Annotated in this window: 28 protein-coding genes; 14 read left to right on the top strand and 14 right to left on the bottom strand. The window is 74.8% G+C overall.

What is annotated here, in order from left to right:
• Positions 1–71: 71 nt before the first annotated feature.
• Positions 72–443 carry a YbjQ family protein gene (locus HUT16_RS29445; RefSeq protein ID WP_176191079.1) on the top strand — a complete coding sequence of 124 codons (372 nt, stop codon included), beginning with the start codon at positions 72–74 and terminating at the stop codon, positions 441–443.
• Positions 444–507: 64 nt separating this feature from the next.
• Here the strand turns inward: HUT16_RS29445 and HUT16_RS29440 are convergent, their stop codons facing one another.
• Both HUT16_RS29440 and HUT16_RS29435 read right to left on the bottom strand, forming a co-directional pair.
• Complete coding sequence (locus tag HUT16_RS29440; RefSeq protein WP_176191078.1) at positions 508–1,611, bottom strand: vWA domain-containing protein; 1,104 nt, start codon at positions 1,609–1,611, stop codon at positions 508–510.
• Between the two features lie 377 nt (positions 1,612–1,988).
• Positions 1,989–3,191, bottom strand: a complete 1,203-nt coding sequence (locus HUT16_RS29435; RefSeq protein WP_176191077.1) for an MFS transporter — start codon at positions 3,189–3,191, stop codon at positions 1,989–1,991.
• A 299-nt stretch (positions 3,192–3,490) separates the two neighbouring features.
• Here HUT16_RS29435 and HUT16_RS29430 point away from each other — a divergent pair, with 299 nt between their 5' ends.
• Positions 3,491–4,390 (top strand): RimK family alpha-L-glutamate ligase, encoded by a 900-nt coding sequence (locus HUT16_RS29430; protein WP_176191076.1) that lies wholly within the window; start codon positions 3,491–3,493, stop codon positions 4,388–4,390.
• A 14-nt stretch (positions 4,391–4,404) separates the two neighbouring features.
• A complete protein-coding gene (locus HUT16_RS29425) occupies positions 4,405–5,559 on the top strand; it encodes an FAD-dependent oxidoreductase (RefSeq protein ID WP_254898039.1) in 1,155 nt (384 codons plus the stop codon).
• Between the two features lie 24 nt (positions 5,560–5,583).
• Here HUT16_RS29425 and HUT16_RS29420 read toward each other — a convergent pair whose 3' ends face one another.
• The gene (locus HUT16_RS29420) at positions 5,584–6,543 is read right to left on the bottom strand and encodes a YafY family protein (protein WP_254898038.1); all 960 of its coding nucleotides are present in this window, start codon (positions 6,541–6,543) and stop codon (positions 5,584–5,586) included.
• 327 nt (positions 6,544–6,870) lie between these two features.
• On the opposite strand from HUT16_RS29420, the gene HUT16_RS29415 reads away from it, so the two are divergent.
• A complete protein-coding gene (locus tag HUT16_RS29415; RefSeq protein WP_176191074.1) occupies positions 6,871–7,560 on the top strand; it encodes an alpha/beta fold hydrolase in 690 nt (229 codons plus the stop codon).
• Positions 7,561–7,566: 6 nt separating this feature from the next.
• Here HUT16_RS29415 and paaE read toward each other — a convergent pair whose 3' ends face one another.
• From paaE to HUT16_RS29385, 6 genes are all read right to left on the bottom strand, one after another.
• On the bottom strand, positions 7,567–8,634 hold the full coding sequence (gene paaE / locus HUT16_RS29410; RefSeq protein WP_176191073.1) for a 1,2-phenylacetyl-CoA epoxidase subunit PaaE: 1,068 nt from the start codon (positions 8,632–8,634) through the stop codon (positions 7,567–7,569).
• Entirely contained in the window at positions 8,634–9,119 is a 486-nt protein-coding gene (gene paaD, locus HUT16_RS29405) for a 1,2-phenylacetyl-CoA epoxidase subunit PaaD (RefSeq protein WP_176191072.1), read from the bottom strand. The genes paaE and paaD overlap by 1 nt, the downstream gene beginning before the upstream one ends.
• A complete protein-coding gene (gene paaC, locus HUT16_RS29400) occupies positions 9,113–9,994 on the bottom strand; it encodes a 1,2-phenylacetyl-CoA epoxidase subunit PaaC (RefSeq protein ID WP_176191071.1) in 882 nt (293 codons plus the stop codon). Before paaC ends, paaD begins: the two co-directional genes overlap by 7 nt.
• Before the next feature lie 32 nt (positions 9,995–10,026).
• On the bottom strand, positions 10,027–10,320 hold the full coding sequence (gene paaB, locus HUT16_RS29395) for a 1,2-phenylacetyl-CoA epoxidase subunit PaaB (protein ID WP_176191070.1): 294 nt from the start codon (positions 10,318–10,320) through the stop codon (positions 10,027–10,029).
• Complete coding sequence (gene paaA, locus HUT16_RS29390; protein WP_176191069.1) at positions 10,317–11,282, bottom strand: 1,2-phenylacetyl-CoA epoxidase subunit PaaA; 966 nt, start codon at positions 11,280–11,282, stop codon at positions 10,317–10,319. Before paaA ends, paaB begins: the two co-directional genes overlap by 4 nt.
• 130 nt (positions 11,283–11,412) lie before the next feature.
• A complete protein-coding gene (locus tag HUT16_RS29385; protein WP_217712106.1) occupies positions 11,413–12,585 on the bottom strand; it encodes a M20 family metallopeptidase in 1,173 nt (390 codons plus the stop codon).
• Positions 12,586–13,295: 710 nt separating this feature from the next.
• Between HUT16_RS29385 and HUT16_RS29380 the strand changes: the two genes are divergently transcribed.
• The gene (locus HUT16_RS29380; protein ID WP_176191068.1) at positions 13,296–14,201 is read left to right on the top strand and encodes an ADP-ribosylglycohydrolase family protein; all 906 of its coding nucleotides are present in this window, start codon (positions 13,296–13,298) and stop codon (positions 14,199–14,201) included.
• A 66-nt stretch (positions 14,202–14,267) separates the two neighbouring features.
• Here the strand turns inward: HUT16_RS29380 and HUT16_RS29375 are convergent, their stop codons facing one another.
• The 5 genes from HUT16_RS29375 to HUT16_RS29355 all read right to left on the bottom strand — a co-directional run bounded on the left by HUT16_RS29375 (position 14,268) and on the right by HUT16_RS29355 (position 17,454).
• Positions 14,268–14,534, bottom strand: a complete 267-nt coding sequence (locus HUT16_RS29375) for a GlsB/YeaQ/YmgE family stress response membrane protein (RefSeq protein ID WP_176191067.1) — start codon at positions 14,532–14,534, stop codon at positions 14,268–14,270.
• 169 nt (positions 14,535–14,703) lie between these two features.
• Complete coding sequence (locus HUT16_RS29370) at positions 14,704–15,720, bottom strand: terpene synthase family protein (protein ID WP_176191066.1); 1,017 nt, start codon at positions 15,718–15,720, stop codon at positions 14,704–14,706.
• A 249-nt stretch (positions 15,721–15,969) separates the two neighbouring features.
• Positions 15,970–16,320: a hypothetical protein gene (locus tag HUT16_RS29365; protein ID WP_368662717.1), complete on the bottom strand. Its 351-nt coding sequence runs from the start codon at positions 16,318–16,320 to the stop codon at positions 15,970–15,972.
• Complete coding sequence (locus HUT16_RS29360; protein ID WP_176191065.1) at positions 16,317–16,871, bottom strand: RNA polymerase sigma factor; 555 nt, start codon at positions 16,869–16,871, stop codon at positions 16,317–16,319. The genes HUT16_RS29365 and HUT16_RS29360 overlap by 4 nt, the downstream gene beginning before the upstream one ends.
• Before the next feature lie 214 nt (positions 16,872–17,085).
• Positions 17,086–17,454, bottom strand: coding sequence for a VOC family protein (locus HUT16_RS29355; protein ID WP_176191064.1), 369 nt, complete (start codon positions 17,452–17,454; stop codon positions 17,086–17,088).
• Between the two features lie 86 nt (positions 17,455–17,540).
• Between HUT16_RS29355 and HUT16_RS29350 the strand changes: the two genes are divergently transcribed.
• From HUT16_RS29350 to HUT16_RS29315, 9 genes are all read left to right on the top strand, one after another.
• On the top strand, positions 17,541–17,975 hold the full coding sequence (locus HUT16_RS29350; RefSeq protein WP_176191063.1) for a DUF4440 domain-containing protein: 435 nt from the start codon (positions 17,541–17,543) through the stop codon (positions 17,973–17,975).
• Between the two features lie 251 nt (positions 17,976–18,226).
• The gene (locus tag HUT16_RS29345) at positions 18,227–18,934 is read left to right on the top strand and encodes a response regulator transcription factor (RefSeq protein ID WP_176191062.1); all 708 of its coding nucleotides are present in this window, start codon (positions 18,227–18,229) and stop codon (positions 18,932–18,934) included.
• Entirely contained in the window at positions 18,931–20,373 is a 1,443-nt protein-coding gene (locus HUT16_RS29340; RefSeq protein WP_176191061.1) for a sensor histidine kinase KdpD, read from the top strand. Before HUT16_RS29345 ends, HUT16_RS29340 begins: the two co-directional genes overlap by 4 nt.
• A gap of 563 nt (positions 20,374–20,936) precedes the next feature.
• Complete coding sequence (locus HUT16_RS39410) at positions 20,937–21,071, top strand: hypothetical protein (protein WP_303392110.1); 135 nt, start codon at positions 20,937–20,939, stop codon at positions 21,069–21,071.
• Positions 21,072–21,130: 59 nt separating this feature from the next.
• Complete coding sequence (locus tag HUT16_RS29335) at positions 21,131–23,311, top strand: Scr1 family TA system antitoxin-like transcriptional regulator (protein ID WP_176191060.1); 2,181 nt, start codon at positions 21,131–21,133, stop codon at positions 23,309–23,311.
• 179 nt (positions 23,312–23,490) lie between these two features.
• A complete protein-coding gene (locus tag HUT16_RS29330; protein ID WP_176191059.1) occupies positions 23,491–23,874 on the top strand; it encodes a hypothetical protein in 384 nt (127 codons plus the stop codon).
• Positions 23,871–24,077: a hypothetical protein gene (locus HUT16_RS29325; protein ID WP_176191058.1), complete on the top strand. Its 207-nt coding sequence runs from the start codon at positions 23,871–23,873 to the stop codon at positions 24,075–24,077. The genes HUT16_RS29330 and HUT16_RS29325 overlap by 4 nt, the downstream gene beginning before the upstream one ends.
• A 433-nt stretch (positions 24,078–24,510) precedes the next feature.
• Positions 24,511–25,071, top strand: a complete 561-nt coding sequence (locus HUT16_RS29320; RefSeq protein ID WP_176191057.1) for a cysteine dioxygenase family protein — start codon at positions 24,511–24,513, stop codon at positions 25,069–25,071.
• Positions 25,065–25,463, top strand: a complete 399-nt coding sequence (locus HUT16_RS29315) for a rhodanese-like domain-containing protein (RefSeq protein ID WP_176191056.1) — start codon at positions 25,065–25,067, stop codon at positions 25,461–25,463. The genes HUT16_RS29320 and HUT16_RS29315 overlap by 7 nt, the downstream gene beginning before the upstream one ends.
• The last annotated feature ends 48 nt before the right edge of the window (positions 25,464–25,511 follow it).

Here is a 25,511-nt window from a genome sequence, read left to right as displayed (position 1 = left end):
GCGGGCGCGGAACGCGTCCGCCCGGCGCGCCGGGGTAGCCGACCGGCCGGGCCGGGAGGGAGGCTGGGGGCATGAGCGAACTGAACGATTTCGGCGGCGGGCAGGACCCGTCCGGTGGTGTCCTGGTGGTGACCACGAACGACGTTCCCGGTCACCGGGTGGTGCGGGTGATCGGCGAGGTGTTCGGCCTGACGGTGCGGTCGCGGCACATCGGCTCGCAGATCGGCGCGGGTCTGAAGTCCCTGATGGGCGGCGAGCTGAAGGGCCTCACCAAGACCCTGGTCGAGACCCGCAACCAGGCCATGGAGCGCCTGGTCGAGCAGACGAAGGCGCGCGGCGGCAACGCGGTGCTGATGATGCGCTTCGACGTCACGGAGGCGGCGGACGTCGGCACCGAGGTGTGCGCGTACGGCACGGCCGCGGTGATCGAGCCGGTCGGCTGACCGCGGGACGCACCGACGGCCCCGGAGCGGTGTGCTCCGGGGCCGTCGGCCTGCCCGCCCGGGGCTACAGCATGACGAGCAGCCGGGTGCCGGGCAGCAGCTTGCGGTTGACCGACGTCGACTGCACGAACACGGTGTAGGCCGGGTTGTCGCCGGGGCGCACGGTGGTCTCCGCGGCGGGCAGGCCGAGCAGGCCGCGGGCGGCGGGGCCGGAGAACACCCGGCCGGTCAGCTCGCCGGTGACCGGGTCCTTCTCGGCGACGGCGAGCTGCTTGGCGGCCTGGATCTTCTCCCGCTTGGACAGCTCGTAGAAGGAGCAGCCCGTCCGGTACGGGTGCCCGGCGCCGGTGACGAACTCGCGCAGGGCCGCCTGCCGGTCGACCGGGACGAGGGCGTAGGTGTCCGCCGCCAGCGCGTCGAGGCCGGCCTTGACCTCGTCGGCGCTGAGGCCCTGCCCGACGGTGAACAGCTGCTTGGTGCCGCGCACGCCCTTCTCGCGGCCGCGCAGGAAGGTGGTGGCGGCGGTCTTGACGGTGTCGATCGCCTCCTCGACGCCGCCGGTGGAGTCGGCGTCCCAGATCGCGATGTTGCCGGCGGGGAAGCCGTACTCCTGGGCGGTGCGCTTGGCCAGCGAGTTGGGGACCAGGATCGCCGACGTCCAGTGCTCGGGGAGCTCGGCCAGCTCGCCGCGGATGCGGTCCATCCACCCGCGCAGGACGGCCTTGCCCTCGGCCTTCTTCATCCGGGCGTGCATCCGGCCGTGCTCGGAGCAGCCGGAGGCGTTCTCCTCGCCGTCGGTGACGACGACCTGGAGGAAGGAGTGCTCGCCGTACCCCTCCCAGACGTGCTTCAGGTCGTCGATGGACTTGACCGCCGCCTCGATCAGCGCCGTCGCGCCGTTGTCGACCGTGTAGAGGCCCTGCAGCGACGGCAGGTGCTTGACGTCCATGTCCCACACCAGGTTGTGCACCTCGTGGTCGAAGGCGTAGAGGCTGATCCGGGTCTCGTGGCCGAGGCGGTCGGACTCCTCCTGGAGCCCCTTCACGAATTCGTCCACCACCCGGATCAGCTGCGCTTCGTGGCGCTGCATCGAGCCGGATTTGTCGACCACCAGCGAGACGTGGTTGACCTTGTGCGCGATGCGGTTCGCGGAAACGTTCGCGGACATGCTCGACCCCTTTTCCAACGCCTTTCCCGACGCCTTTCCCGGCGCCCCCTCCAGCGTTGTTCCCACACTACGGGGGGCCACTGACAATTCCGCCGGGCCCGACGGGACGTCAATTCTGCCGAACGCAGGGCCGCTTCGGGGATTCCGGCGGCTACCCGGCGAACTCGGGGGCGGTGAGGTCGAGGACGAGCGGGCGGTCCAGGTCGTTGGTGAAGGTCACCGGTGGCCAGTCGACGGCGATCCGGACGAACTCGTTGGACTCGCCGAGGTGCAGCAGCCGGACCGGCGCGCCGTCCGGGTCGAACGGTTCGCCGAGGGCGAAGTCCGTCAGGTCGGGCCCGGTGACCCGGGCGTCCAGGCAGTGGCCGTCCGCGACCCTAGTGGGCCGCGGCGGCGGGCTCGCGGCGGGTGCCGGTGGCCGGGGAGAGCGCGGCGGCGGTGAGGGCGAGCAGCAGGACGGGGAGCATCGCGGCGCGCAGGCCGAGGTGTTCGCCGAGCAGGCCGAGCAGCGGCGGCCCGGACAGCAGGGCGACGTAGCCGATCCGGGAGGTCAGCGCGATCCGGCCGGTGGTGTCCGGGCCGGACTCGCCGGCGGCGGAGAGGGCGAGCGGGAAGCCGAGGGCGGTGCCCAGCCCCCAGAGCAGGACGGCGCAGCCGGCGGCGGCCGGGGAGTCGACGAAGGAGACCAGGGCGATGCCGGCGGCGGTGAGCAGCGCGCCGCCGCCGAGCACCGCGGGTCGGCCGAGCCGGGCGACCACGGGGCCGCCGGCGAAGCGGCCGATCGCCATGGTGGCGGCGAAGCCCGCGTACACCGAGGAGCCGAGGCCGGCGGGCATGGCGTGGCCGTCGACCATCAGCAGCGGCAGCCAGTCGGTGGCGGAGCCCTCGGCGAGCGTCACGGCGAACACCACGCCGCCGATCATCAGCAGTCGCGGGTCGAGGTGCAGCCGCCGTTCCCGGCCCGCGGTCGGCGTCCCCCGCGCTCCGTCGGGCCGGGCGCGTCCGAGGCCGGGGCGCAGGCCCGGCAGGGCCCGAACGAACAGGGCGGTGACCAGCAGCAGCACCGCCGCGAGGTGCCAGGGCACCGGGAGGCCGGCCGCGGCCCCGGCGACGCCGAGGAGCGCGCCGACCACGGTGCCGAGGCTGTAGCAGCCGTGCAGGGCGGGCAGGACGGGGCGGCCGTACTCGCGTTCCACGACGGCGCCGTCGACGTTGCTGGCGACTTCGGACAGGCCGGTGCCGGCGCCGATCAGGAACAGTCCGGCGGCCACCAGCGGCGCGGAGGCGGCGGCCGTGCCCAGGGCGGTCACCGCGACGCTCGCCAGCACCAGGCCCATGCCGGTGACGACCACGGGGCGGGTGGCGAACCGGGCGACCAGGGCGCCCGCGACCAGGATGCCGAGCATCGAGCCGATCGCCATGCCGGAGAGCACCAGGCCCATCTCGGCGGTGGAGGCGTCGAGCCGGTCGCGGACGTCGGGGGTGCGGGTCACCCAGGTGGCGAGCGACAGGCCGGGTATCGCGAAGCAGAGTTGCAGGGCCAGGCGGTGGCGGCGGACCGCCGGGGGCGGGGGTGGCATGGGGCGCGGTTCTCCGGGGCGGGACGGGGCGGGACGGGGCGGAGCGGGGGGAGCGGGGGCGGGGCGGGACGGGCGGAGCGGGGCGGGGCGGGGCGGGGCGGGCGGGGCGGTCCCGAGGTCCCACGTACCCTAACCACTCGCCGCCGCGCCGGTGCGACCGCTCCCGGACGATCACGTTCCGGGGCCGCGCGAACACCCGGTGGTCATTTCGTCCGTCGGTACGAAATACCGATTGACACTGCTCAGGGGCCAGGTGGACGCTCGGTGCGCACCGCCCGCCCCCGATGCCAGGAGCCCCCGTGAGCACCGCCGCGCACCCGCCCGTCCGCCGACCCGCGCGGGTCGCGTACGCCACCTGCCGCGGGGTGGAGGACGTCGAGGAGCTGCCGGTGCTGGCGGCCTTCGCCCGGCTCGGGGTGGACGCGGAGGCGGTGCACTGGAACGACCCGGCGGCGGACTGGGCGCGGTACGACCTGGTGCTGGTGCGCAGCGTCTGGGACTACATCCTGTACCACGAGGAGTTCCTCACCTGGACGCGCCGCGTCTCCGCGCTGACCAGGCTGGCGAACCCGGCCCGGGTGCTGGAGCGCAACACCGACAAGACCTACCTGCGCGGGCTGGCCGAGGCCGGGCTGCCAGTCGTGCCGACGCTCTGGGTGGCCCCGGGCGACCCGGCGGACGCGGTCGCGGCGGTCGACTGGCCGGAGCTGGTGGTGAAGCCGACCGTCTCCTCCGGCGCGCGGGACACCGTCCGCACCGCCGACCGGGCCGAGGCGCTGGCGCAGGTCGCCGCGCTGACGGGGGCCGGGCGGACGGCGATGGTGCAGCCGTACCTGCCGATGGTGGAGGAGGAGGGCGAGACCTCGCTGCTGTACCTGGGCGGGGAGTTCAGCCACGCGGTGCGCCGCGGCCCGATGCTGGGCGGCGGCTTCGAGGACGTCGCCCGCGAGCCGGACGCCGACCAACTGGCGCTCGCCGCACGGGTGCTGGCGGCATCGGCGGAGCCGGGCGAGCTGCTGTACGCCCGGGTCGACCTGGTCCGGCTGGCGGACGGCTCGCCCGCGCTGATCGAGCTGGAGCTGACCGAGCCCCGGCTGTTCCTGGCCCTGTGCCCGGACGGCCCGGCCCGGCTGGCCGCCGCCGCCTGCGCGCTGCTGCCGGGGAACACCCGCCCGCGGCCCGGTGTTTCACCGGTGTGACTGTTGAGCGTGCAATGACCGAGCCCGGCGGCGCCGCCACCACCACCGAAGTGGACGCACCGGCGGGCGCACCGGCGGGCGCCGTCCGCGAGGTGGACGTGCTGGTGATCGGCGCGGGCCAGGCCGGGCTGTCCGCCGCCTACCACCTGCGCCGCCGCGGCTTCGCCCCGCACACCGGCTTCGTGGTGCTGGACGCGGACGACGCCCCCGGCGGCGCCTGGGCGCACCGCTCCCCCTCGCTCACCATGGCGACCGTGCACGGCTTCCACGACCTGCCGGACTTCGAGCTCCCCGCCACCGACCCGGCCACCGCGGCCCGGGTCGCCGTCCCCGGCTACTTCGCCGCGTACGAGGCGAAGCACGCGCTGCCGGTGCTGCGCCCGGTGAAGGTGCTCGCGGTGCGCGAGCGCCCGGACGGGCGGGCCGACGGCGGGCCGGACGGGCGGCTGCTGGTGGAGACCGACGCCGGCCGCTGGGCCGCCCGCGCCCTGCTGAACGCCACCGGCACCTGGACCCGGCCCTTCCTCCCCCGCTACCCGGGCCGCTTCGCCGGGCGGCAGCTGCACTACGCCGACTACCGGGGCCCGGACGGGTTCGCCGGGCAGCGGGTGGTCGTGGTGGGCGGCGGCGCCTCGGCGGTCCAGGTGCTCTCCGAACTCGGCGCGGTCGCCGGGACGGTCTGGGTGACCCGCACCCCGCCGGTGGTCCACCGGGGGCCGTTCACCGAGGAGTTCGGCCGTGAGGTGGTCGCCAGGGTGGAGGAGCGGGTGCGGGCCGGGCTGCCGGTGCGCAGCGTCGTCTCGGTGACGGGCCTGGGCCCGAGCGTGGCCTACCGCCGTGCCGAGGAGCTGGGCGTGCTGCACCGCCGCCCGATGTTCGACCGGCTCACCGAGCACGGAGTCGCCTGGGGCGACGAGGAGTTGCCCGTCGACGCGATCATCTGGGCCACCGGTTTCCGGGCCGAGCTCACCCACCTCGCCCCGCTCGGCCTGCGCACCGCGGGCGGCGGCATCCGGATGGACGGCACCCGGGTCGCCGACGACCCCCGGATCCACCTGCTCGGCTACGGCCCGTCCGCCTCCACCGTCGGCGCCAACCGCGCGGGCCGCGCGGCCGTCAACGAGGTGGTCCGCCTCCTGGGCGCCCCGGCCCGGTCCGTCACCGTCTGAGCCCCGCCCGCCGCCGTCCGGGCCTCACTCCTCCGCCGCCGCCGCGAGCCGGGACGCCAACGCGGCCACCGCCGCCCGCAGTTCGGGCCCCTCCAGGACCTTGAACGGGAACGGGACGGCCGCCAGCCACTCCCCCGCGTACATCGCCGGGTTGCGGGTGCTGCCCTCCAACAGGCAGTGCCCGCCCGCCGGTTCGAGCCGGCCCATGGTCGGGCCGACCCAGGGGGCGACCTGCTCGAACGGGGCCTCGAACAGCACCCGGGTGCGGAACGCCCAGCCGGTGCCGAGGTGGTGCTCCAGCGCGGCGACCGGGTCCAGCCCCTCCGGCGGGTCGAACGGCGTGCCGGAGCGCTCGGCGGCCCGGACCCGGTCGATCCGGTAGGTCCGCACGGCGTCCGCACGGTGCGAGTGGCAGAGCAGGTACCAGCGGCCCCGGCGCACCACCACCGCCCACGGGTCGACCTCCGCCCGCCACTCGCTCCCGCCGCCGCTGCGGTAGTCCACCACCGCCCGCCGCCGCGCCGCGATCGCCTCGACCAGCGTGCTGACCACCGCCGGGTCCGGGTGCGCGGGGTACGGGTCGGGCGCGGCCGCGGCGTGCGCCCGCAGCGCGGCGGCCTGCCGCCCGATCGCCTCGGGCAGCGCCCGGACCACCTTCCCCAGCGCCGCCCCCACCGGGTCCCCCGGGTCGGCGGCCGCCGGCCGCCCGTCCAGCACCGCCATCACCAGCCCGAGCGCCTCCTCCTGGGTGAACGAGACCGGCGACAGCCGCGCGCCCCGCCCCAGCCGGTAGCCCCCGTACGGCCCGCGCTCCGACTCCACCGGCACCCCGGCCTCGCGCAGGATCGCCACGTACCGCCGCGCCGCCCGGTCGCTCACCCCGAGCCGCTCCGCCAACTGCTCCGACGTCGTCCCGGGCCGCTCCCGCAGCACCTCCAGCGCGCGCAGCGCCCGGGCGGTGGGGCTGATCTCCGTGTTCGCCACACCCGACACCCTAGGGACGGGGCGCGGGGAAACGCACCAGGGGCTCGGCAAGAACGGCGGGAAGCGAAACCAGGGGCTCGGGGAACGGCGAGCCCGTGGCTGCGGGCGGTGCACTGCCGTCGCGCGCATCTGCTTTCGGTTCTTGTTACTACACGCAGCAGCACGAACCTCCGATGGGCTCCGGCCACCAGCGGCATCGACTCGCCGTTCCCCGAGCCCCTGGTGGTGCTCCTCGTGGAAGAGGCCCCGCATTCAGGAAGCAGATCGTCCGGAACCCTTCCTAGCATGGTCAGTGACCTGCTCGAACGTTGAACGGAGGGGACTCCCATGGACGTCCTGTTGATCGGCGGCCTCTGGCTGAACGGCACCACCGCCTGGGACGCGGTCGTGCCCGCCCTGGTCGCCCGCGGCCACCGCCCGGTGCCGCTGACCCTGCCCGGGCAGGGGGACGGGCGGGCGGACGCGACGCTGGCGGAGCAGCTCGCGACGGTGCTCGCCGCGGTGGACGCGGCGGCGGGGAAGCCGCTGGTGGTGGCGCACTCGGCGGCCTGTTCGCTGGGGTGGATGGCGGTGGACGCCCGGCCGGGCGAGGTCGCGGGGCTGGTGCTGGTGGACGGCTTCCCGCACGGGGACGGGCACCCGTACGCGGACCTGTTCCCGGCGCGGGACGGGGTGGTGCCGTTCCCGGGCTGGGAGCCCTTCGCGGGGTCGACCAGCTCGGACCTGGACGCGGGCCTGCGGGCCCGGTTCGAGGCGGAGGCCGTCCCCGTCCCGGCGGGGGTCGCGCAGGCGCCGGTCCGGCTGTCGGACGAGCGGCGCTACGGCGTGCCGGTGACGATGCTGTGCGCCGAGGCCGCGCCGGAGCAGGTGCGGGAGTGGATCGCGCAGGGCGCGGCCCCGGAGGTGTCCCGGATGGAGCGGGTCGAGTACGTGGACCTGGACTCCGGCCACTGGCCGATGTTCACCCGGCCCGCCGAACTGGCCGCCCTGGTCGACGCGGTGGCCGCCCGGAGCTGAGCCCGCTCAGCGGTCGTAGTCGACGGTGACCCGGTCGGAGACCGGCCGGGCCTGGCAGGTGAGGACGTACCCGGCGGCCAACTCGGCCTCCTCCAGGGCGAAGTTGCGCCGCATCTCGACCTCGCCCTCGCACACCAGGGCGCGGCAGGTGCCGCAGACGCCGCCCTTGCAGGCGAACGGCAGGTCGGGGCGGGCGCGTTGGGCGCCGTCCAGGACGGAGCGGTCGCGGGGCAGCGCGAGCGTGCTGGAGCGGCCGTCGAGGACGAGGGTGACCTCGCTGGCGGCGGCGTCCGGCGCGGGCTCGGGGTGCCGCTCCTCGGGGCGCTCGTCCTCGGCGTGGAACAGCTCCTGGTGCACCCGCCCGGCGGGGACGCCGAGTTCGGCCAGCAGCTGCTTCGTCCCGGTGACCATCCCGTACGGCCCGCACAGCCACCAGTGGTCGACCGCGGGGACGTCCACCAGGGCGCCGAGCAGGGCGGTGAGCCGTTCGGGGTCGAGGCGGCCGCTGAGCAGTTCGGCGTCGCGGCTCTCCCGGGAGAGCACGTGGACGAGCTGGAAGCGTTCCAGGTGGCGGTCCTTGAGGTCGGCGAGCTCGTCGGCGAACATCACCGTGTCGCTGCGCCGGTTGCCGTACAGCAGGGTGACCCTGGAGTCGGGGTGCCCGGCCAGCACGGAGGCGGCGATGGAGAGCATCGGGGTGATGCCGGAGCCGGCCGCGATCAGCACGTGCTCGCCGGGCTGCGCCGGGTCGGCGGCGAACGCCCCGGCGGGGGGCAGGACTTCGACGACCTCGCCGGTCTTCGCCCCGCTCACCAGCCAGTGCGAGAACAGGCCGCCGGGCACCTCGCGGACGGCGATCCGCAGCGGGCCGCCGACCGGGGAGCAGAGCGAGTAGGAGCGGCGCTCGTCGGCGCCGTCGACGAGCCGGCGCAGGGTGAGGCTCTGGCCGGGGCGGAAGGCGAACTCGGCGGCCAGTTCGGCGGGGACGTCGAAGGTGACCGCGACGGCGTCCTCGCAGAGCCGCTCCAGCGAGCCGATCGGCAGCGGGTGGAACCGCGGGCGGCGGACGGCCATCAGATCTCCTTGATCCGGTCGAAGGGTTCCCGGCAACTGCGGCACCGCCACAGCGACTTGCAGGCGGTGGAGCCGAACCGGGACAGCTCCTCGGTGTCCGCGGACCCGCACTGCGGGCAGGCCACCGCCCGCCGGGTGGAGCCGAGTTGCAGCAGTCCGCCGGGCACCGGGGGCGCGATGCCCGCTTCGGCGAGCTTGCGGCGGCCCTCGGCGCTGATCCGGTCGCTGGACCACGGCGGGTCGATCCGCAGCCGCACCTCGACCTGCGCGCACCCGGCGGCGCGCAGCCGCCGGGCCACGTCGGCGGCCATCTCGGCGACGGCCGGGCAGCCCGAGTAGGTGGGCGTCAGCCAGGCGGTGACGGTGCCGTCCGCCTCCTCGACCCCGGCCAGCACGCCGAGGTCCGCCAGGGTGAGCATGGGCAGTTCGGGGTCGGGCACGGCGGCGGCGGCCTCCCGGGCGCGCTCCAGCAGGGTGCTCACCACGTCGCCCCCGGGTGCGCCCGGGCCAGCACCTGCAGTTCGGCGAGCAGCGGCCCCATCGCCTCGGTGTGCACCCCGTGCCGCCCGGCCCGACCGTCCACGTACGCCCGGCCCGGGGTCTCGGGGACGGGCAGCGTCGCCTCCGCCAGCACCCCGGCCAGCCGGGCGAGTACGGGGGCGCGCAGCTCCGCCGGGTCGACGCCGAGCCGGAGTTCGACCTCGTGCGGGGTGAACAGCTCCTCCAGCCAGGGCCAGAGCGCGTCCAGGGCGGCCCGCATCCGCCGGTGCGACTCCCCGGTGCCGTCGCCGAGCCGCACCGTCCAGGCGGCCGCGTACTCCCGGTGGTAGGCCAACTCCTTGACGCCGAGCGCCGCGACGGCCGACAGCACCGGGTCGGCGTGGTCGGCCAGCCGCCGGTACAGCTCCTCGCGGGCGGTGGCGAACAGCAGCAGCCGCACCACGCACTGCGCGAAGTCGCCGTTCTCCAGCTCCACCAGCCGCACGTTGCGGAACTCGGACTCCGGCCGCCAGTAGGCGAGTTCGTCCTCGCTGCGGCCGCTGCCGTCGAGCTGCCCGGCCCGGGTGAGCAGGCGGCGGGCCTGGCCGAGCAGGTCGAGGCCGAGGTTGGCGAGCGCCACCTCCTCCTCCAGCTCGGGCGCCCGGGTGATCCACTGGATCAGCCGCTGGGAGAGCACCAGCGCGTCGTCGCCCAGCATCAGGCAGTACGCGGCGAGTTCGGCCGGGTCGACGCCGGCCGGCGGCGCGGCGTCCACCCCCAGCAGCGGGTCGGCGAACCCCGTGCCGTACGCCCAGCGGGCCTCGCCGTCCGGCCCCCCGCCCGCCCCGGCCAGCGAGAGGTACACGTGGTCGTCGCTCATGTCGCCTTCCCTGCTCGGTTGCTGACCGCCGGTCAGATGTGCGGGACGTCCTCGGGGATCGGGTAGAACGTCGGGTGCCGGTAGACCTTGTCGCCGCTCGGCGCGAAGAACGGGTCCTGTTCGTCCGGGCTGGACGCGGTGATCGCGTCCGAACGCACCACCCACAGGCTCACCCCCTCGTTGCGCCGGGTGTACAGGTCGCGCGCCGCGAGCAGCGCCATCCGGTCGTCCGCCGCGTGCAGCGATCCGACGTGCACGTGGTTCAGCCCGCGCCGGGGCCGGACGAACACCTCGTACAGCGGCCAGGAGGCCCGTTCCCTGCTCATCCCGAACTCCCTTCCCGTGCGGCCCGCTTGGCCGCGTACGCCGAGGCCGCCTCGCGCACCCAGGCGCCGTCCTCGTGGGCCGTCCGGCGCCGCTCGATCCGCTGCGCGTTGCACGGCCCGTCGCCCTTGATCACCTGCTGCAGCTCGGACCAGTCGGGCTCGCCGAAGTCCCAGCCGCCGCGCTCCTCGTTCCAGGCGAGGTCCGGGTCGGGCAGCGTCACGCCCAGGTGCTCGGCCTGCGGGACGGTCATGTCGACGAAGCGACGGCGCAGTTCGTCGTTGCTGTGCCGCTTGATCCGCCAGGCCATCGAGCGCTCGCTGTTGGGCGAGGCGCCGTCCGGCGGGCCGAACATCATCAGCGACGGCCACCACCAGCGGTCCACCGCGTCCTGCACCATGGCGCGCTGGGCGGCCGTCCCGGCCATCAGCGTCATCAGCAGTTCGTAGCCCTGCCGCTGGTGGAACGACTCCTCCTTGCAGATCCGCACCATCGCCCGGGCGTACGGCCCGTAGCTGCACCGGCACAGCGGCACCTGGTTGCAGATCGCCGCGCCGTCCACCAGCCAGCCGATCACGCCGACGTCGGCGAAGGTCAGCGTCGGGTAGTTGAAGATCGAGGAGTACTTCTGCCGGCCGTCGATCAGCTTCTCGGTCAGCTCGGCCCGGTCGGCCCCGAGCGTCTCGGCCGCCGCGTACAGGTACAGCCCGTGCCCGGCCTCGTCCTGGGCCTTGGCCAGCAGGATCGCCTTGCGCCGCAGCGAGGGGGCCCGGGTCAGCCAGTTGCCCTCCGGCTGCATGCCGATGATCTCCGAGTGGGCGTGCTGCGCGATCTGCCGCACCAGCGTCGCCCGGTACGCGTCCGGCATCCGGTCCCGCGGCTCCACCCGCGCGTCCGCGGCGATCACCGCTTCGAACTGCGCCTCCACGACCCACCTCCCGACTGACCGTTCGGTCGGTTCCATTCTGTACACAGCGGCCGGGCGGTGGCAAGGAGGTCACGGACAGCAGTGATCAGGGGCTCGGGGAACGGGCGGCAGCCGGGCAGGCACCACCGGCGGCACGGCCCCGCCGTTCCCCGAGCCCCTCGGGGGCTCAGCGCAGGCGCGGCAGCGGCACCGCCAGCATCGCGGCCAGCAGGGCGATGCGCGGCCCCAGTTGGTCGATCCGGAGGTGTTCGTGGCGGGCGTGCGGTCCGGCGCCGACCGCGCCGAGGCCGTCCAGGGTCGGCAGCCCCCTCGCGCCGGCCAGGTTGGTGTCGCCCGCCCCGCCGGCGGGTGCGCCGTCGAGGTGCTGGCCGAGGGCGGCGGCCAGCGAGCGGACGTGGCGCAGCAGCGGGTTGCCGGTGCGTTCGGGCCAGGCGGGGCGGCTGGAGAGCACCTCGGTGCGGACGTCGGCGCCGGGCCGGTTGGGGGTGAGGTGGGCGAGCGTGTCGAGGGTGCGGCGCTGGGCCTCGGTGGTGGCGAAGCGCAGTCCGAGTTCGGCTTCGGCGTGGCCGGCGATGACGTTGGCGCGGGTGCCGCCGCCGATCCGCCCGGTGTTGAGTTCGGTGCCGGGCTGGCGGGCGAGGCCGCGGACGGCGATCAGCTGGTCGACGAGTTCGTCGATCGCGGAGAGCCCCTCGGCGGCGTCGAGGCCGGCGTGGGCCTCGCGCCCGGTGACGGTGAGCCGGACCCGGGTGGAGCCGCGGCGGGCGGTCTTCAGACGGCCGTCGGGGTGGCCCGGTTCGAGTCCGAGGACGGCGGCGGCGCCGCGCAAGTGCCGTTCGACCTGGCGGCGGCCGTCGGGGCTGCCGATCTCCTCGTCCGAGACGATCACCATCCGGACCGGCCGGTGCGGGCGCTGCCCGAGGTCGGCCAGGAGCGCGAACGCGCCTTCCAGCAGGGCGAGTCCGCCCTTCATGTCGAGGACGCCGGGGCCGGTGAGCCGTCCGTCGCGCTCCTCGACGGGCCAGTCGGCGAGGGTGCCGACGGGCCACACGGTGTCGTGGTGGCCGACCACCAGCAGGTGCGGGAGGTCCTCCTGCTGGCCCGGCCAGTCCAGGACGAGGTGGTCGCCGTGGTCGCAGTGCTGCCGGACGGCGGTGGCCCCGGTGGCGGCGTAGCCGGCGGCGAGTTCCTCGGCGAGGGAGTCGAGCCGGGCGGCGTCGCCGGAGGGGGACTCGATCCCGGCGAGGTCGGCGCAGCGCTTGCGGACGGCCGCGGCGAGGGTGCGGGCCCGCGTGGTGAGGGTGCGCGGGAGGCCGGGCAGGGCGGCGGTGGGGGTCACCGCCGTTGCGGTGGAAGGCGGTTCAGTGCTGTCGGGGGCGTCGGCGGCGTCCGTGCCGGCCGGCGCTGCGACGGGTGCTCCGGCGGGTGTTCCGGCGGGGTGCGGCTCGGGGGCCACCGTATGGGGACTCACCGTTCACCTCCGGCGGGCCGCGGGGCGCCCGGTGGTATCGGCGGGGCGAGCGGCCGGGGGGTCCTGCGCGGCGTCGGGCCCGGTCGCGACGTATGGTGCGTCCTGGGGTTGGGCAACACTGCGTCCTCCTCGCTCGGTCCGCGGCTCCGGCTCGGCCCGGAGCCCGGGGACGTCGGTCTCCACTCCTCGGCGCGGACGGGCACCATGGCAGGGGACCGATGAGCGAGCCTAGAAGATCGGTTCGTCTCCCTGCGAGGTGGCCTGCCGCTCGGCGCGTCGCGGCGGGTCCGGGGGCGCGTGCCCGGCGGACGGCGTCCGTCGGGGCGCGGGCACCGGCCCGGACCCGGAGCGACGAGCGGGACGCGGTCTTCCGAGTGCGTCCTGGTCCCACCTTGGACCCGCGGGGACGGTTCGGCAGCACGAACCGCCCACGATCGAGCGAACCCCGTCCGACGGGTGACCGCGGATCGGCCTTTGGTACCGGTCGGGCGCGCGGGGCCGGGAAATCGGCTGGCGGAGGTTCGTCCCCGACCGGAACAATCGCTCCGACCAGTCCGCCTCCCGTCCTTGGAGCTCCGGTGTCCGTCTTCCGGTCCGTCCCGCCGCCCGCCGTCGACAGCCTGCGGGGGCTGGCCCTGGGCGACGCGTTCGGCGACCGCTGGTTCCACCCGCCGGTGGACCTGGCGGCGGCGGAGCCGGCGGCCCGGATCGTCCGCCCGGCGCCCTGGCACTGGACGGACGACACCGCGATGGCGCTGGTCCTGACCCGGCACCTGCGCGACCGCGGCGAGGTCGAACCGGCGGCGCTGGCCCGGGAGTTCGCGGCCGAGTACACGGCCGTCCCGCACCGCAAGTACGGGCCGTCGATGCACCGGGTGCTGCGGGCGGTGCAGGACGGGGCGGACCACGTCGCGGTCACCTCCGAGCTGTTCGGCGGGCAGGGTTCGCACGGCAACGGCGCGGCGATGCGGGTCGCCCCGCTCGGCGCGTGGTTCGCGGACGACCTGGCGGTCGTCGCCGAGCAGGCCGCGCGCTCCGCCCGGGCCACCCACGCGCACCCGGAGGCGGCGGTCGGCGCGCAGGCGGTGGCGCTGGCCGCGGCGCTGGCGGTGCGCTCGCGCGGGGCGGCCGCGCCGGGGCGGGCGGAGTTCCTGGCGGAGGTCGCGGGCCTGCTCCCGGAGAGCGACGTCCGCTCGGGGCTGCGGATCGCGGCCCGCTTCCCCGCGGGGACGGGCGTGCGGCACGCCGCGACGGTGCTCGGCTCCGGCTTCGAGGTCTCCGCGCAGGACACCGTGCCGTTCGCGCTGTGGTCCGCCGCCGGGCACCTGGACGACCTCACCGAGGCGCTGTGGCAGACCCTGGCCGGCTGGGGCGACATGGACACCACCTGCGCCGTCGCGGGCGGTGTGGTCGCCGCCCGGACCGGCCTCGGCGCCGTCCCCGCCCGCTGGCTGGACGCGCAGGAGCCCCTGCCGCCGCGGTGAGCGCGGTGGCGGGGGCCCGGGCCGGGCCGGGCTGGGCCACCGGGTTCCCCCCCCCCGACGGCCCGGTCAGTCGCGGGACTTGCCGAAGACCAGTCGGTAGGCGATGAGCAGGACGAGCGCGCCGGCGATGGCGGATATCCAGGTCGGCAGGTCGAAGAAGCCCACGTTCACGGACTTGTGCAGGAACTTCGAGGACAGCCAGCCGCCGATGAAGGACCCGGCGATGCCGATCAGCGTGGTGACGATCAGGCCGCCCGGGTCCTTCCCGGGCAGCAGGAGCTTGGCGATGGCCCCGGAGAGGAGCCCGAGGACGATCCAGCTGAGGATGGGCATGACGTTCTCCTGCCCTGCGGCGCACCGGGCGACACCGCGCGCCCGTTCCCCCCTGATGACGCGCTCCCCGCACCGCACGGTTCCGGCCACCCGCCCGCCGCGCCCCTCCGGCGCCCCTCGACGGCCTGAACGCGGCCCCTCGACGGCCCGAGCGCGGCCCCTCGGCGGCCTAGCCGCGGCCCCGGGGCGGCGGGACGGGCTGCGGGCGGTAGCGGGCGGTGGTGGCCGTCCAGTGCAGCAGGGCGTGCGCGAAGCGGACCAGCGCCCGGACGTAGCAGCGCACCTGCGGCGGCCAGTGGGAGCCGCGGGCGATGCCCTCGGCGAGGAACTCCAGGGTGGTGAGTTCGGCCTCGCAGAGGGCGGCGACCCGGGCGGCGGCGGTGTCCCGGGGCAGCCGCTCGTGCACCTCCAGGGCGCTCAGCAGGTTGTTGCCGTGCCCGGCGGCGTTCTCGACCCGGTAGGAGCACAGGTCGTTGGCCCAACCGATCAGGTGGTCGAACCTGGCGCGCAGGTCGACGAGTTGGGGGTGGCGGTGGAACTGCTCGGACAGGTCGAGGCGGTGCGCGAGCTCGACCGCGCCGGTGGCGCAGCGGACGGCGCCGTCTTGGTCGCGGCGGGAGAGGTACTGCGGGACGGTGGGGGTGGCGCCGCGCAGGCGCAGGAAGTCGAGCGAACTCTCCAGGTAGCTGCGGAAGTCGGCGGTCTGGCGGGCCCGCCAGGACGGTCCGGCGAGGGCGATGCTGTCCTGCCAGAGGGTGCGGAACGCCCGGGCCAGGGCGGTCGCGGGGACGGGCGGGACGGTGCCGGGGACGAGCTCCGGGCCGAGCGGCGCGGTGAGTTCGCGGACGGTGCGGTCGGCCTCGTCGGACGGGTCGCCGAGCCAGTGCCGGTCGAACTGGTCGTCGAGGATCCAGCCGAGCAGCAGCCACTGGATGCCGGCCCGCAGCGCGGGCCCGAGCGGGAGGTCGCCCCAGCAGCGCGCGGCCAGCTCCAAGTGGCCCTGTTCCAGCAGCCGTTCGACGCCCTCGCGGTCGAGCAGGCCGGTGCCGGACAGCCAGTGCTCGGCCTCCTCGCGGAGCGCGTCGGCGTGCGGGTGGAGCGCGGGGAGGGGGACCCGTTCGAGCAGCCCGGCGAGCGGTCCGGCCGGGAGGCGTTGCGCGGCGGCGGGGCTCACGGCGGAACTCATGGCGGGTCCTCCTCGGGTGCGAACGTCCGGCGCGCACGTCGGACGCGTACGTCAGGGGTTGCACGTCGGACGTCCGGGCGCACCGGGCCGCGGGGTGCGGGTCCGTCCGGTGCGGGCCGTCCGGAACGGGTCCGTTCGAACCGGCCGCCCGACGGGACGAGTCTGGTGGACCGTCCCGGTCGGGCGGCGCAGAACCGGCGGCCGTTCCCCCACCCGGCGCATCCCTGCGCTCATCCGATGATCGGCCCGCTACCGCTCCTTGGGGCGGGCCGCGATGCTGCACCGGCCGTCCGCGCACTCGCGCCGCAGCCGGCCCCGGGAGACGGTCTGGACCAGCCCGATCGTCCAGCACATCGGGCAGCCGCGCAGGGCGAGCAGCCCGACCGGAACCAGCAGCAGCACCGCCGCCCCGAGCACCGGCAGCAGGCCGAGGCCCGCCGCGATCGTCCCGAATCCGAGCGCGCCGCGCAGCAGGTGGCGCGGCAGCGAGGCGCTCGCGAAGTCGGACCGCCCGGCCGCCCCGGGCTCCGTCCGCTCCCCCGGCTCCGTCGGTTCCCCGATCGGCGCCCACCGTTCGGCCACCGCACGCCGCCCGGTCACCGCACGGCGCCCGAGAGGTCGGCGAGGTCGGCCCGGACGGCCGCCCGGGCCCGGTGCAGGCGGGACTTCATCGCGGCCGTGCTCAGCCCGAGCGCGTCGGCGACGGCCCGCCCGCCGAGCCCCTGCAGGTCGCGCATGATCAGCACCCGGCGCTGGTCGGCGGGCAGCGCGGCGATCGCGGCGGCGACCCGCTCGGTGTCGAGCCGCCGCAGCGCCTCCTGCTCCGCCGAGTCCGCCGAGTCCGCCGTCCCGCCGGGCGGTTCGGCGGCGACCGGGCGCGGCGCCCGAATCCGGCGCAGGCACTCGTTGCGGACGATCCGGAACAACCAAGACGCGAGCGCGCCGCTGGCCCGCAGCATGCCGATCCGCCGGTACAGCACGATCAGCGCCTCCTGCGCGGCGTCCTCCGCGTCCTCCGGGCTGGCGCACAGCGAGTGCGCGAACCGGCGGACGTTCGGGTGCGCCCCGGCGACCAGCACGGCCAGCGAGTCGCGGTCGCCGCCGCGCGCCGCCAGGATCACCTCCTCGCCGGGCCAGGCGGTCTCAACCACGGCTCCCCCGCTTCCGCTTGAGCACCAGCACGCAGGTGCAGAGCAGTACCGCACCCGCGCCGACCAGAACGGCGACCACCATGGTTCTCTCCTCCGGGCTGTTGCGTGCCGTCCGGTGCCCTCGGGCACCGTCCGGCGTGATGCCCATAAGAGGCGCGGGCCGCCGGAAAGGATTCACCCCGTTCGCGGGCGGCCCCGGCGGGCCCTCGGCGGCTCAGGCCGCGCGCTCGGCCTTGCTCCGCTCCACGCAGAACTCGTTGCCCTCGATGTCCGCCAGCACCGCCCAACCGGTGCCGTCCGCGCGCCGCTGGTCGTCCACCAGCACCGCGCCCAGGCCGACCAGCCGCTCGACCTCCTCGTCCCGGGTGCGCTCCTGCGGCTGGAGGTCGAAGTGGATCCGGTTCTTGCCCGCCTTCTTCTCCGGCACGGTCACGAACAGCAGCCCCGCGGCCTCGATCAGCGCCTGCGGGTCCCCGGGGAAGTCCTCCTCGTGCAGCGGCTGGCCGAGCACCTCGGACCAGAACGAGGCGAGGCGGTAGGGGTCGAGGCTGTCGACGGTCACGTGCTTGATCACAGATGTCATGTCCGGGATTGTCGGCGTCCGGGTAAGGACCTGCAAGCCCGTTTCCTCCTGTCGCCACCCCGCCCGCGCGCGGTACCGTTCGCCCCATGCCCGAGACCGACACCCGCACCGAGGCCGACACCCTCGCCAAGGCCGAACTCGATGGCCTCACCGCCGAGTTCTTCGGCGCCTTCGACAACCGGCACGGCGGCCCGGCCGACGTCGGGCGGCTCCGGCGGCTGATGCTGCCCGGCGGCGTGATCGTGGTGACCTCGCCCCGCTACGCCGCGTACGGCGTCGAGGAGTTCATCGCCCCGCGCGAACTGCTGCTCTCCGGCGGCCGGTTGACCGACTTCCACGAGTGGGAGACCGGCGAGCGCACCGAGATCGCCGACGGGGTGGCCTGCCGGATCGGCACCTACCGCAAGTCCGGCCTCCTCGACGGCGAACCGTACGAGGGCACCGGCACCAAGACCTTCCAGTTCGCCCGCACCCCGGACGGCTGGCGGATCACCGCCTTCTCCTGGCACGACGAGCCGTAGCCCCCGCCCCGCCGCCCACCCACCCGCTCCTTCTCCTCCCGACACCACCCCACCCCACCCCACCCACCGCCGGAACCCCCGCCCCACCCCCGCTCATCACCCACCCCGCCACCCACCCACCCGCTCCTTCTCCTCCCGACACCACCCCACCCCGCCCCACCCCACCGCCGGAACCCCCGCCCCACCCCCGCTCATCACCCTGTGCGAGAGTCGTGCCCCCGCAAGGGGCGGGTCGGGCGGAGGTGTGGCGGGTGAGCGGGTCGGCCGGGCGGGTGCTGGTGGTGGACGACGACGCGGCGATCCGGCGGAGTCTGGAGCGCGGGCTGCGGCTGAGCGGGTTCCGGGTCTCGGTGGCCGCGGACGGGGCGCAGGCGCTGGCCGCGGTCGGGGTGGAACCGCCGGACGTCCTGGTGCTGGACGTCGGGATGCCGGGGGTGTCGGGGACGGAGGTGTGCCGGACGCTGCGGGCCCGGGCGGACGACACCCCGGTGCTGATGCTCTCCGCGCTGGACGAGCTCGCGGACCGGGTCGCCGGGCTACAGGCGGGCGCGGACGACTACCTGGTGAAGCCGTTCGCCTTGGAGGAGCTGGTGCTGCGGCTGCACGCGCTGTTGCGCCGCCGCCCGCCGCAGCCCTCGGACCTGATCCGGGTCGGTCCGCTGCGGGTGCACCCGGAGACCCGGCAGGCGTTCTGGGAGGAGGACGAACTCCGGCTGACCAGGCGCGAGTTCGAGCTGCTCGCCCAACTGGCCCGGAACGCGGGCATCGTGCTGTCCCGGGAGGTGCTGCTGGACCGGGTGTGGGGCTACGACTTCGAGGTGCGCAGCGACGCCGTGGACACCTTCGTCTCGTACCTGCGGCGGAAGTTGGAGGCCGGCGGCCGTCCCCGGACGGTGCACACGGTGCGCGGGGTGGGGTTCGTGCTGCGGGCTCCGGGCGAGGGCGGGGCGGGCCGGTGAAGCTGTCGACCAGGATCGCGATCGGCGCGGCGGCGCTGGTGCCGCTGCTGGTGGCGGCGGCCGGGCTGCTACTGCTGCCGCTGGTCGGCGCGGACCTGCACCGGCGCCAGGACGCGCAGTTGAACACCCGGGCCGCGGCCGTGCTGCCGAACGCCCGGGCGCTGCTCGCGGCGGACAGCCGGGGCCGGTCGAAGGTCGAGCAGAACCAGCAGCGCAAGCTGGTGAACGCGGCGCTGGACGCGGGCGTCCGGCTGTCCGCGGCCGACGGCACGGTGCTGCTCGCGGCGGGCCCGCAGCCGGACGACCCGCTGCTGTTCCCGGGAACGCCGGGCGACGGTGCGGTGACGATCCGTCAGAACGGCGCCTCCTGGCGGGTGTTGACGGTTCAGGTGGACGGCGGGAGCACGAGCGGGACGCTGTGGGTGCTGGCCCCGGCCGGGGAGCCGGCGGACGAGCTGCGGGCGGTGCGACGGCGGGTGCTGCTGGTGGCGCTGGTCGCGGCGCCGCTCTCGGGGCTGGTCGCCTTCGTGCTCGCCGAGCGGGCCACCCGGCCGCTGCGCCGACTGGGCCGCCGGGCGGCCGTGCTGGACCCGAGCACGGGGCACGCGGCGTTCGCGCACGCCCGGACGGGCACCGCCGAGGTGGACGAACTCTCCGGCGCCATCGCCCTGTTGCTGTCGCGGTACGACGAGCAGGCGGCCCGTACGGCGCAGGCCCTGGACACCGCGCGGTCGTTCTCCTCGGCGGCCTCGCACGAGCTGCGCACCCCGCTGATGAGCCTGCGCACCAACCTGGACGTGCTGGCCGCGCACCCGGATCTTGCGGCGGACGAGCGGGCCGAGGTGCTGGCCGAGTCGCAGCAGGACCACGCCCGGATGCTGGACCTGCTGAGCGCGCTGTCGGCGCTGGCCCGGGGCGATCTGGTGGAGGTCTCCGCGTTCGGCCCGGTCGACCTCGCCGAGCTGGTGGACGCGGCCGTCGCGGAGGCCGCCCGACGCCACCCGGACGCCGTCTACCGCACCGAACTACCGCCCGAGGCGCGGGTGTTCGGCTGGGACGCGGGCCTGCGCATCCTGCTCGCCAACCTGCTGGGCAACGCCGCCGTGCACGGCCGGGGAGCCGGTCGCGGCGCCGAGGTGGACGTCCGCCTGCGCATCGAGGACGGCACCGCCCTGCTGACCGTGGACGACACCGGCCCCGGCGTCCCGCCCGCCGAACGCACCGCCGTCTTCCACCGCTTCCACCGCCGCCCCGACAGCCCGGGCTCCGGCCTCGGCCTGACCCTGGTCGCCCAACAGGCCGCCCTCCACCGGGGCACCGCCCTCGCCACCGACCGCCCGGACACCCCGGGCGGCCGCTTCGAAGTCCGCCTGCCGCTCCTGCTGCCCGACGCCCCGACCGTCCGACTTCCGCCCCCGCAGGACTGGCTGAGCAGCTGAGGGTGGGAACGGGGCCGCGGGAGGACCGATTGCCGGTCGACGGGTTCGAGCCCGCCGACCGGCAGGTCCGGAACCGCTACCACACGGCTCCGGGGAGATGACGCGTGTCCGGTCTAAGAACGAGCGTCATGCCGGCCACCGCACGGCGGCGGGGCGGCACGGTTCCACTATGCAGATGGTGCGGATTCAATGGAGGCATAAGTACGCCGTTGTACTCGTGCTGAAAGAAAAACCGGCCTTGACCTGCTCCGATGCACAGCAGAACGCGATTGTTCAAACCCTGTGATTTGTCCCTTTTGCGAGCCCCTCGACAGGGCGTGAACCGATTTCCCCGCACCTCGATGGCTGTGCAAGAGTGATGCCCCGAGGGATCGATCGGCCGTCTACCACCGGCTTCTGAATCCTCATCAGGTCTTGTCCGGTCTACTGACCGGCCCGGGCTCGGACGTGTGCGTCCCGGAGTCCCGGCCGGATCGAAAGTGAGCACAATCGTGCACATCAGCCTGCCCGCAGTGCGGGTGGCCCCGTTTCGGTTGCCCGTCCCCGTCGCCACCACGCGTCGCGTGAGAGTGCTGATCCTCGTGGTCGTCGAGGTGCTGTTGACGGTCCTGTCGGTCAGCGGCCTCCCCTTGGAGAGGGCAGCCGAAGTCCTCTGGGTCGGCGCTCTGCTGGCCGCAGCGCTCACCGCCGGATTCTGACCCTCCCCGCCGGGGCCGGCCGGTCCGGCCCCGGCACTGCGCGAGAGGAGGTGAGCGCTGTGGGTCGTTCCATGATGCCGCCGTCCCCGACCACACCGGTTGGCCGCTTCGCCTGCGATCTCCAGTCCTTGAAGCAGCGCAGCGGGCTGACCCTCGCCGCGATATCCGAGCGGTGCGGCCTCTCGGTGCCCACCCTGTCAAGGGCGTTCAGCGGTCGGAACCTGCCGAGCCGGTACACCCTGCAGGGGATCGTCGAAGTCTGCGGTGGCGACGTCCGGTCCTGGCACCAGCGTCTGGAGCGGTGCGAGATCGAGGCACTCGGCCCGTCCAGCGAGGACGAGCTGCTGCTCAGGGCACTTCGCTCGTGGACGCCGTCACGATCCTGGGTTCCGCTGGACAAGGTGTGGGATCTGGACGAGTACCGCACCTGGTTGCGGGTGGCCAAGCGGTACTCGGGGCGGTCGTTCCAGAAACTCGCCCACCTGTCCGCCCTGGGGCAGCGCAGTTGGTCCGCGGAATCGTTCGCCGCCCTGCTCACCGGGCGCCGACGGATGAACCCCCACTGCGTGCTGTCCTTCCTGACGGCCTGCGGCATCAGTCGGAGAACCGATCTGGTCAGCTGGCTCTGGGCCATGCCGTCCAAGGGGAATCAGCGTCTGGCCATGGAAGTCATGGCGGCGCACACCTCGCTGGTCACCGGCGGTCAGGGCGAGCGCGAGCGGGGGGCCCGCGCGGCGGGCGCCGCCGGCTACGGCGAGGGCCCGACTCACCGGAACTCCGCCAACGGCGCACTCGAATCCCTGCTCGGCACCGTGCTGAAACAGCTCCGGCGCGATGAGGCCGTGGTCAACACCCCTCACGGGTTGATGGTCGTACCCGTTGGCGGGGCTCCGGCGACGATCCCACCGGTCAGGGAAACCCCGAGCGGTGGGCCGAATCCCGTGAACACCACGGGAGCCGACAATCTGGCCCACCAGGCCGGTTACATCCCGCTCGAACCGTACCCGGGGAACGCCGTGGCACGCTGGCGCTGCATGTGCACGTACTGCGGGACCGAGACCTCCGCGTCACTGCGCCAACTCCAGGCCCGGAAGAAGTGCTGGTCCTGCGGGATGCCGTCCGGCGGCTCGACCGCACCACTGACCGATCAGGACGGCGGCGACCACCTGCCCGGCGGGCAGACCACGCACACCCGGGAGCACGCGAACGTCGAAAGTCACCCCGGGCAGCCCCGGACGGGTACGAAACCGGGCGGCACCGGGGAGTCGACCGGATCCGGCGGGGCACGGTCGGAGTCCGTCTCCTCGAAGAAACCCGTGGACCCGTCGGGTTCCTGGGCGGTTCCCGCTCTGCTCCTGGGCGCGAAACTGAGGTCCGCACGCGGTGCCTCGACACTGGCGGGAATCTTGACCAAGGCCAGGCCCCGGATGTCCCTGTCGCTCTACAGTCGGATCGAGAGCGGCGAGCAGCGGATCGACAACCCGGCGGTGGTCGGCGTCCTGCTGGACGCCCTGGGGGTACGGTCCGGGCCACAACGCCGACAGTTCCTCCAACTCGCGCACGATGCCTCGGTGAAGGGGTGGGCCGACTCGCTGTCCAGTCGCGAACTGGGCGCGGCTGCTCCTGCCACGATCAGACGCCTCACCAGTCTCGAGGAACGCGCCCAGCAGCAATTCGTCATCGACACCACCGTCATTCCGGAGGTGCTCCAGAGCCGGCGCTATCGCGAGGTGATCACCCGCCGGACCTTGCCGGCCAGCCAACAGCACCTGGCCGACCGGACCATCGAGGTACGGAGGATGCGCGCCGATCGGTTCAAGGCCGGAAAGCAGAGGTCCGTCTTCTTCGTCCGGAGCAGCGCCCTCTACGCCAACTTCGGCGCCCCCGAGATGATGGTCGAGCAACTGTCGCTCCTGTTGCAGCACGTGGAGAACGAGAAGTCACCGGTGGGCATCAGGGTGATGGAGACCGAGAGGCCGCTCGCGCTCTCGGTGAACTCCCTGACCCGCTTCAGCTTCGAGCAGGGGCCGGTCGCCGTCCCCGACGTCATCTACGTCGAAGCGGGTAAACACACGTCGTTCGAACGCGGACCGGTACCCGGCGAGGAGCAGGACTCCTGCTACCTCGACTACTTCGACTACACGGACATCATCGACGATGTGGTCCTCCGTGCTCCGGGGTGGGCCCGCAGCCGCGAACTGATCACCGAGGCACTGGAGTGGCACCGCGCCCGCTCGTAACCGCACAGCCGCGCCATGGACGTCCGGCCGCTCTCCGGAGCCCGCACCGGCACTCCACCGCCTCCGCGGCCCCGCCGCCCGCCGTCGCGGCGGGTTCCACAGGGTTTCCACAAGAAGGCTCCCTACCGTCGGGCTCGGCCGGGGGAACCGGCCGGGATTCGGAGTGGAAGGGGATACCCATGCGCATCAACCGGGCGGCGGCGGCCGTCGGAGTGCTGGCGTTGGCGGGCGCGTTCCTGGCTGCGGGGCCCGCGCAGGCGGCGGGCGGGGCGCCGAAGGGGGACGGGGCGAAGGCGGTCTGCAAGCGGCTGCCGAAGACCCAGGACCGGATCGACAAGGCGCTGGAGCGGCTGAACGGCGACGCCACCGTGACCGGTTCGGTGGCCCGGCTGCAGCAGCGGGTGGACAACGCCCACAAGGAGGGCCACGCCGAGATCGAGAAGTACCTGAACGACCGGCTGACCTTCCGGCGCAGCCTGCTGCCGACGCTGCAGACCCGCAAGACGGACCTGACGGCGGTGGCCGAGTGGTGCGCGAAGAACGCCCCGGCGGCCGGGAAGTGACCCGTCGCCCGGCCGCGCGCGCGGCCCTGGCGGCCCTGGCGCTGGCCTGCGCGGCCGTGCTGACGGCCTGCGGCCCGACCTCCTCCGGCACGTCCGGGGGCAGCGGTCCGGACGACGCGCAGGTCCGGCAGATGCAGCAGAAGGTGGACGCCGCGGACAGCGCCGCCGCCCAGGCCGAGGAGAACGCCGGCCAGGACAACTGAAGGAACGGCACCACCCCCGGAACCCCGGCGGCCCGCGCTCTCCCCGGAGCGCGGGCCGCCGGCCTGTCCGAAGTGCGGGCCGCCGGCCTGTCCGCGCACCGAGACGGCGGCGTCCACGATGCGATCCGCGGCGTGGCGGAACTTGACGGGCTGCCGCCGGGTCGTGAACCATCGGCGGCATGAACTCCGGCACCTTCCTGGTCTGCCGCCTGCACGTCGATCTGCGACGCCAGGCGAGCGACATGTGTGCCTGCTGTTGACGCTCTCCGCGTGACCTCCGCGCGCCCCCTGTGAGTCGACCAGGGCCGCGTACGCCTCGCCCGCCCGTCACCCGCCCTTTTCCCCCTGCCGTCCGCGCGCCGCCCGCCCGGTCCGTGCTCCCCGCACGCGCCACCGGCGAAGGCCGCCGCCCCGGCGCACCCCGGAGGACCCCATGAGCATCGACCTCGCCGCCACCCCCGCCACCGCCACCTCCGTCCCCGCCACCTCCACCACCGCCAAGACCGCCACCGCGACCGCCACCGCCCCGGCCGCCCGCCCCCCGCTGTCCCCGAACGCGCTGCGCCGGATCGTCCGCGACCTGGCCGAGCGGCCCGAGCGCTGGCTGCACCGGGTCCGGCTGTCCGCGGAGGACCGCTGGTACGAGCGCCTGGAGCTGGCGGAGGACTACGAGGTGTGGCTGATCAGCTGGCTGCCGGGGCAGTCCACCGGCTTCCACGACCACGGCGGTTCGCGCGGCGCGTTCACGGTGGCGCTGGGCGAGCTGGAGGAGCTGGCGCTGGCCGGGCCGGAGCACGGGTTGACGGTGCGCCGGCTGCCGTCGGGCAGCGAGCGGGCGTTCGGCCCGCAGTACACCCACGACGTGCGCAACACGGCGCAGGGCCCGGCGGTGACGCTGCACGCGTACTCGCCGCCGCTGAGCGAGATGTCGCACTACGAACTGCGGGTCGACGGCCTGGTGAAGACCTCCACGGAAGGAGCGGAGCAGTGGTGACGACGGTGGACCAGTTGCTGGCGAAGGCCCGGACCGGCCTGGACCGGCCGGACCCGGCCCGGGCCTGGGCCGAACTCACGGACGGCGCGCGGCTGGTGGACATCCGCCCGGCGGCGCAGCGGGCCCGGGAGGGGGAGATCCCGGGGGCGCTGGTGATCGAGCGGAACGTGCTGGAGTGGCGGTTGGACCCGACCGGCAGCCACCGGATCCCGGAGGCGGTGGACCACGACGTGCGCTGGATCGTGGTCTGCTCGGAGGGGTACGCGTCCTCGCTGGCGGCGGCCTCGCTGCAGGAGCTGGGGCTGCACCGGGCGACCGACCTGGACGGCGGTTTCGTGGCGTGGGCGGCGGCCGGGCTGCCGACCCGTTCGGTGGATCAAGGTTTGCAGTGAGATCGGTGCGGGAAGCCGGACAGGCGACACATTCATACCGTTGTTCGA

It is taken from the genome of Kitasatospora sp. NA04385 (assembly GCF_013364235.1).
In the GTDB taxonomy this organism is placed as follows: domain Bacteria; phylum Actinomycetota; class Actinomycetes; order Streptomycetales; family Streptomycetaceae; genus Kitasatospora.
Note: the sequence above shows the minus strand (reverse complement) of the source record. Positions and strands in the feature narration are given on the sequence as shown.

Excerpts from the sequence above, each read along its gene's own strand:
- HUT16_RS29445 (WP_176191079.1), top strand. The coding sequence starts at position 72 with ATGAGCGAACTGAACGATTTCGGCGGCGGGCAGGACCCGTCCGGTGGT.
- paaC (WP_176191071.1), bottom strand. The coding sequence starts at position 9,994 with ATGAGCGACGACCACGTGTACCTCTCGCTGGCCGGGGCGGGCGGGGGG.
- HUT16_RS29370 (WP_176191066.1), bottom strand. The coding sequence starts at position 15,720 with ATGAGTTCCGCCGTGAGCCCCGCCGCCGCGCAACGCCTCCCGGCCGGA.
- HUT16_RS29375 (WP_176191067.1), bottom strand. The coding sequence starts at position 14,534 with ATGCCCATCCTCAGCTGGATCGTCCTCGGGCTCCTCTCCGGGGCCATC.
- paaE (WP_176191073.1), bottom strand. The coding sequence starts at position 8,634 with ATGGCCGTCCGCCGCCCGCGGTTCCACCCGCTGCCGATCGGCTCGCTG.
- HUT16_RS29320 (WP_176191057.1), top strand. The coding sequence starts at position 24,511 with ATGAGCATCGACCTCGCCGCCACCCCCGCCACCGCCACCTCCGTCCCC.
- HUT16_RS29330 (WP_176191059.1), top strand. The coding sequence starts at position 23,491 with ATGCGCATCAACCGGGCGGCGGCGGCCGTCGGAGTGCTGGCGTTGGCG.
- HUT16_RS29425 (WP_254898039.1), top strand. The coding sequence starts at position 4,405 with ATGACCGAGCCCGGCGGCGCCGCCACCACCACCGAAGTGGACGCACCG.
- HUT16_RS29435 (WP_176191077.1), bottom strand. The coding sequence starts at position 3,191 with ATGCCACCCCCGCCCCCGGCGGTCCGCCGCCACCGCCTGGCCCTGCAA.
- HUT16_RS29415 (WP_176191074.1), top strand. The coding sequence starts at position 6,871 with ATGGACGTCCTGTTGATCGGCGGCCTCTGGCTGAACGGCACCACCGCC.
- HUT16_RS29440 (WP_176191078.1), bottom strand. The coding sequence starts at position 1,611 with ATGTCCGCGAACGTTTCCGCGAACCGCATCGCGCACAAGGTCAACCAC.
- HUT16_RS29350 (WP_176191063.1), top strand. The coding sequence starts at position 17,541 with ATGCCCGAGACCGACACCCGCACCGAGGCCGACACCCTCGCCAAGGCC.
- HUT16_RS29355 (WP_176191064.1), bottom strand. The coding sequence starts at position 17,454 with ATGACATCTGTGATCAAGCACGTGACCGTCGACAGCCTCGACCCCTAC.
- paaA (WP_176191069.1), bottom strand. The coding sequence starts at position 11,282 with ATGGAACCGACCGAACGGTCAGTCGGGAGGTGGGTCGTGGAGGCGCAG.
- paaB (WP_176191070.1), bottom strand. The coding sequence starts at position 10,320 with ATGAGCAGGGAACGGGCCTCCTGGCCGCTGTACGAGGTGTTCGTCCGG.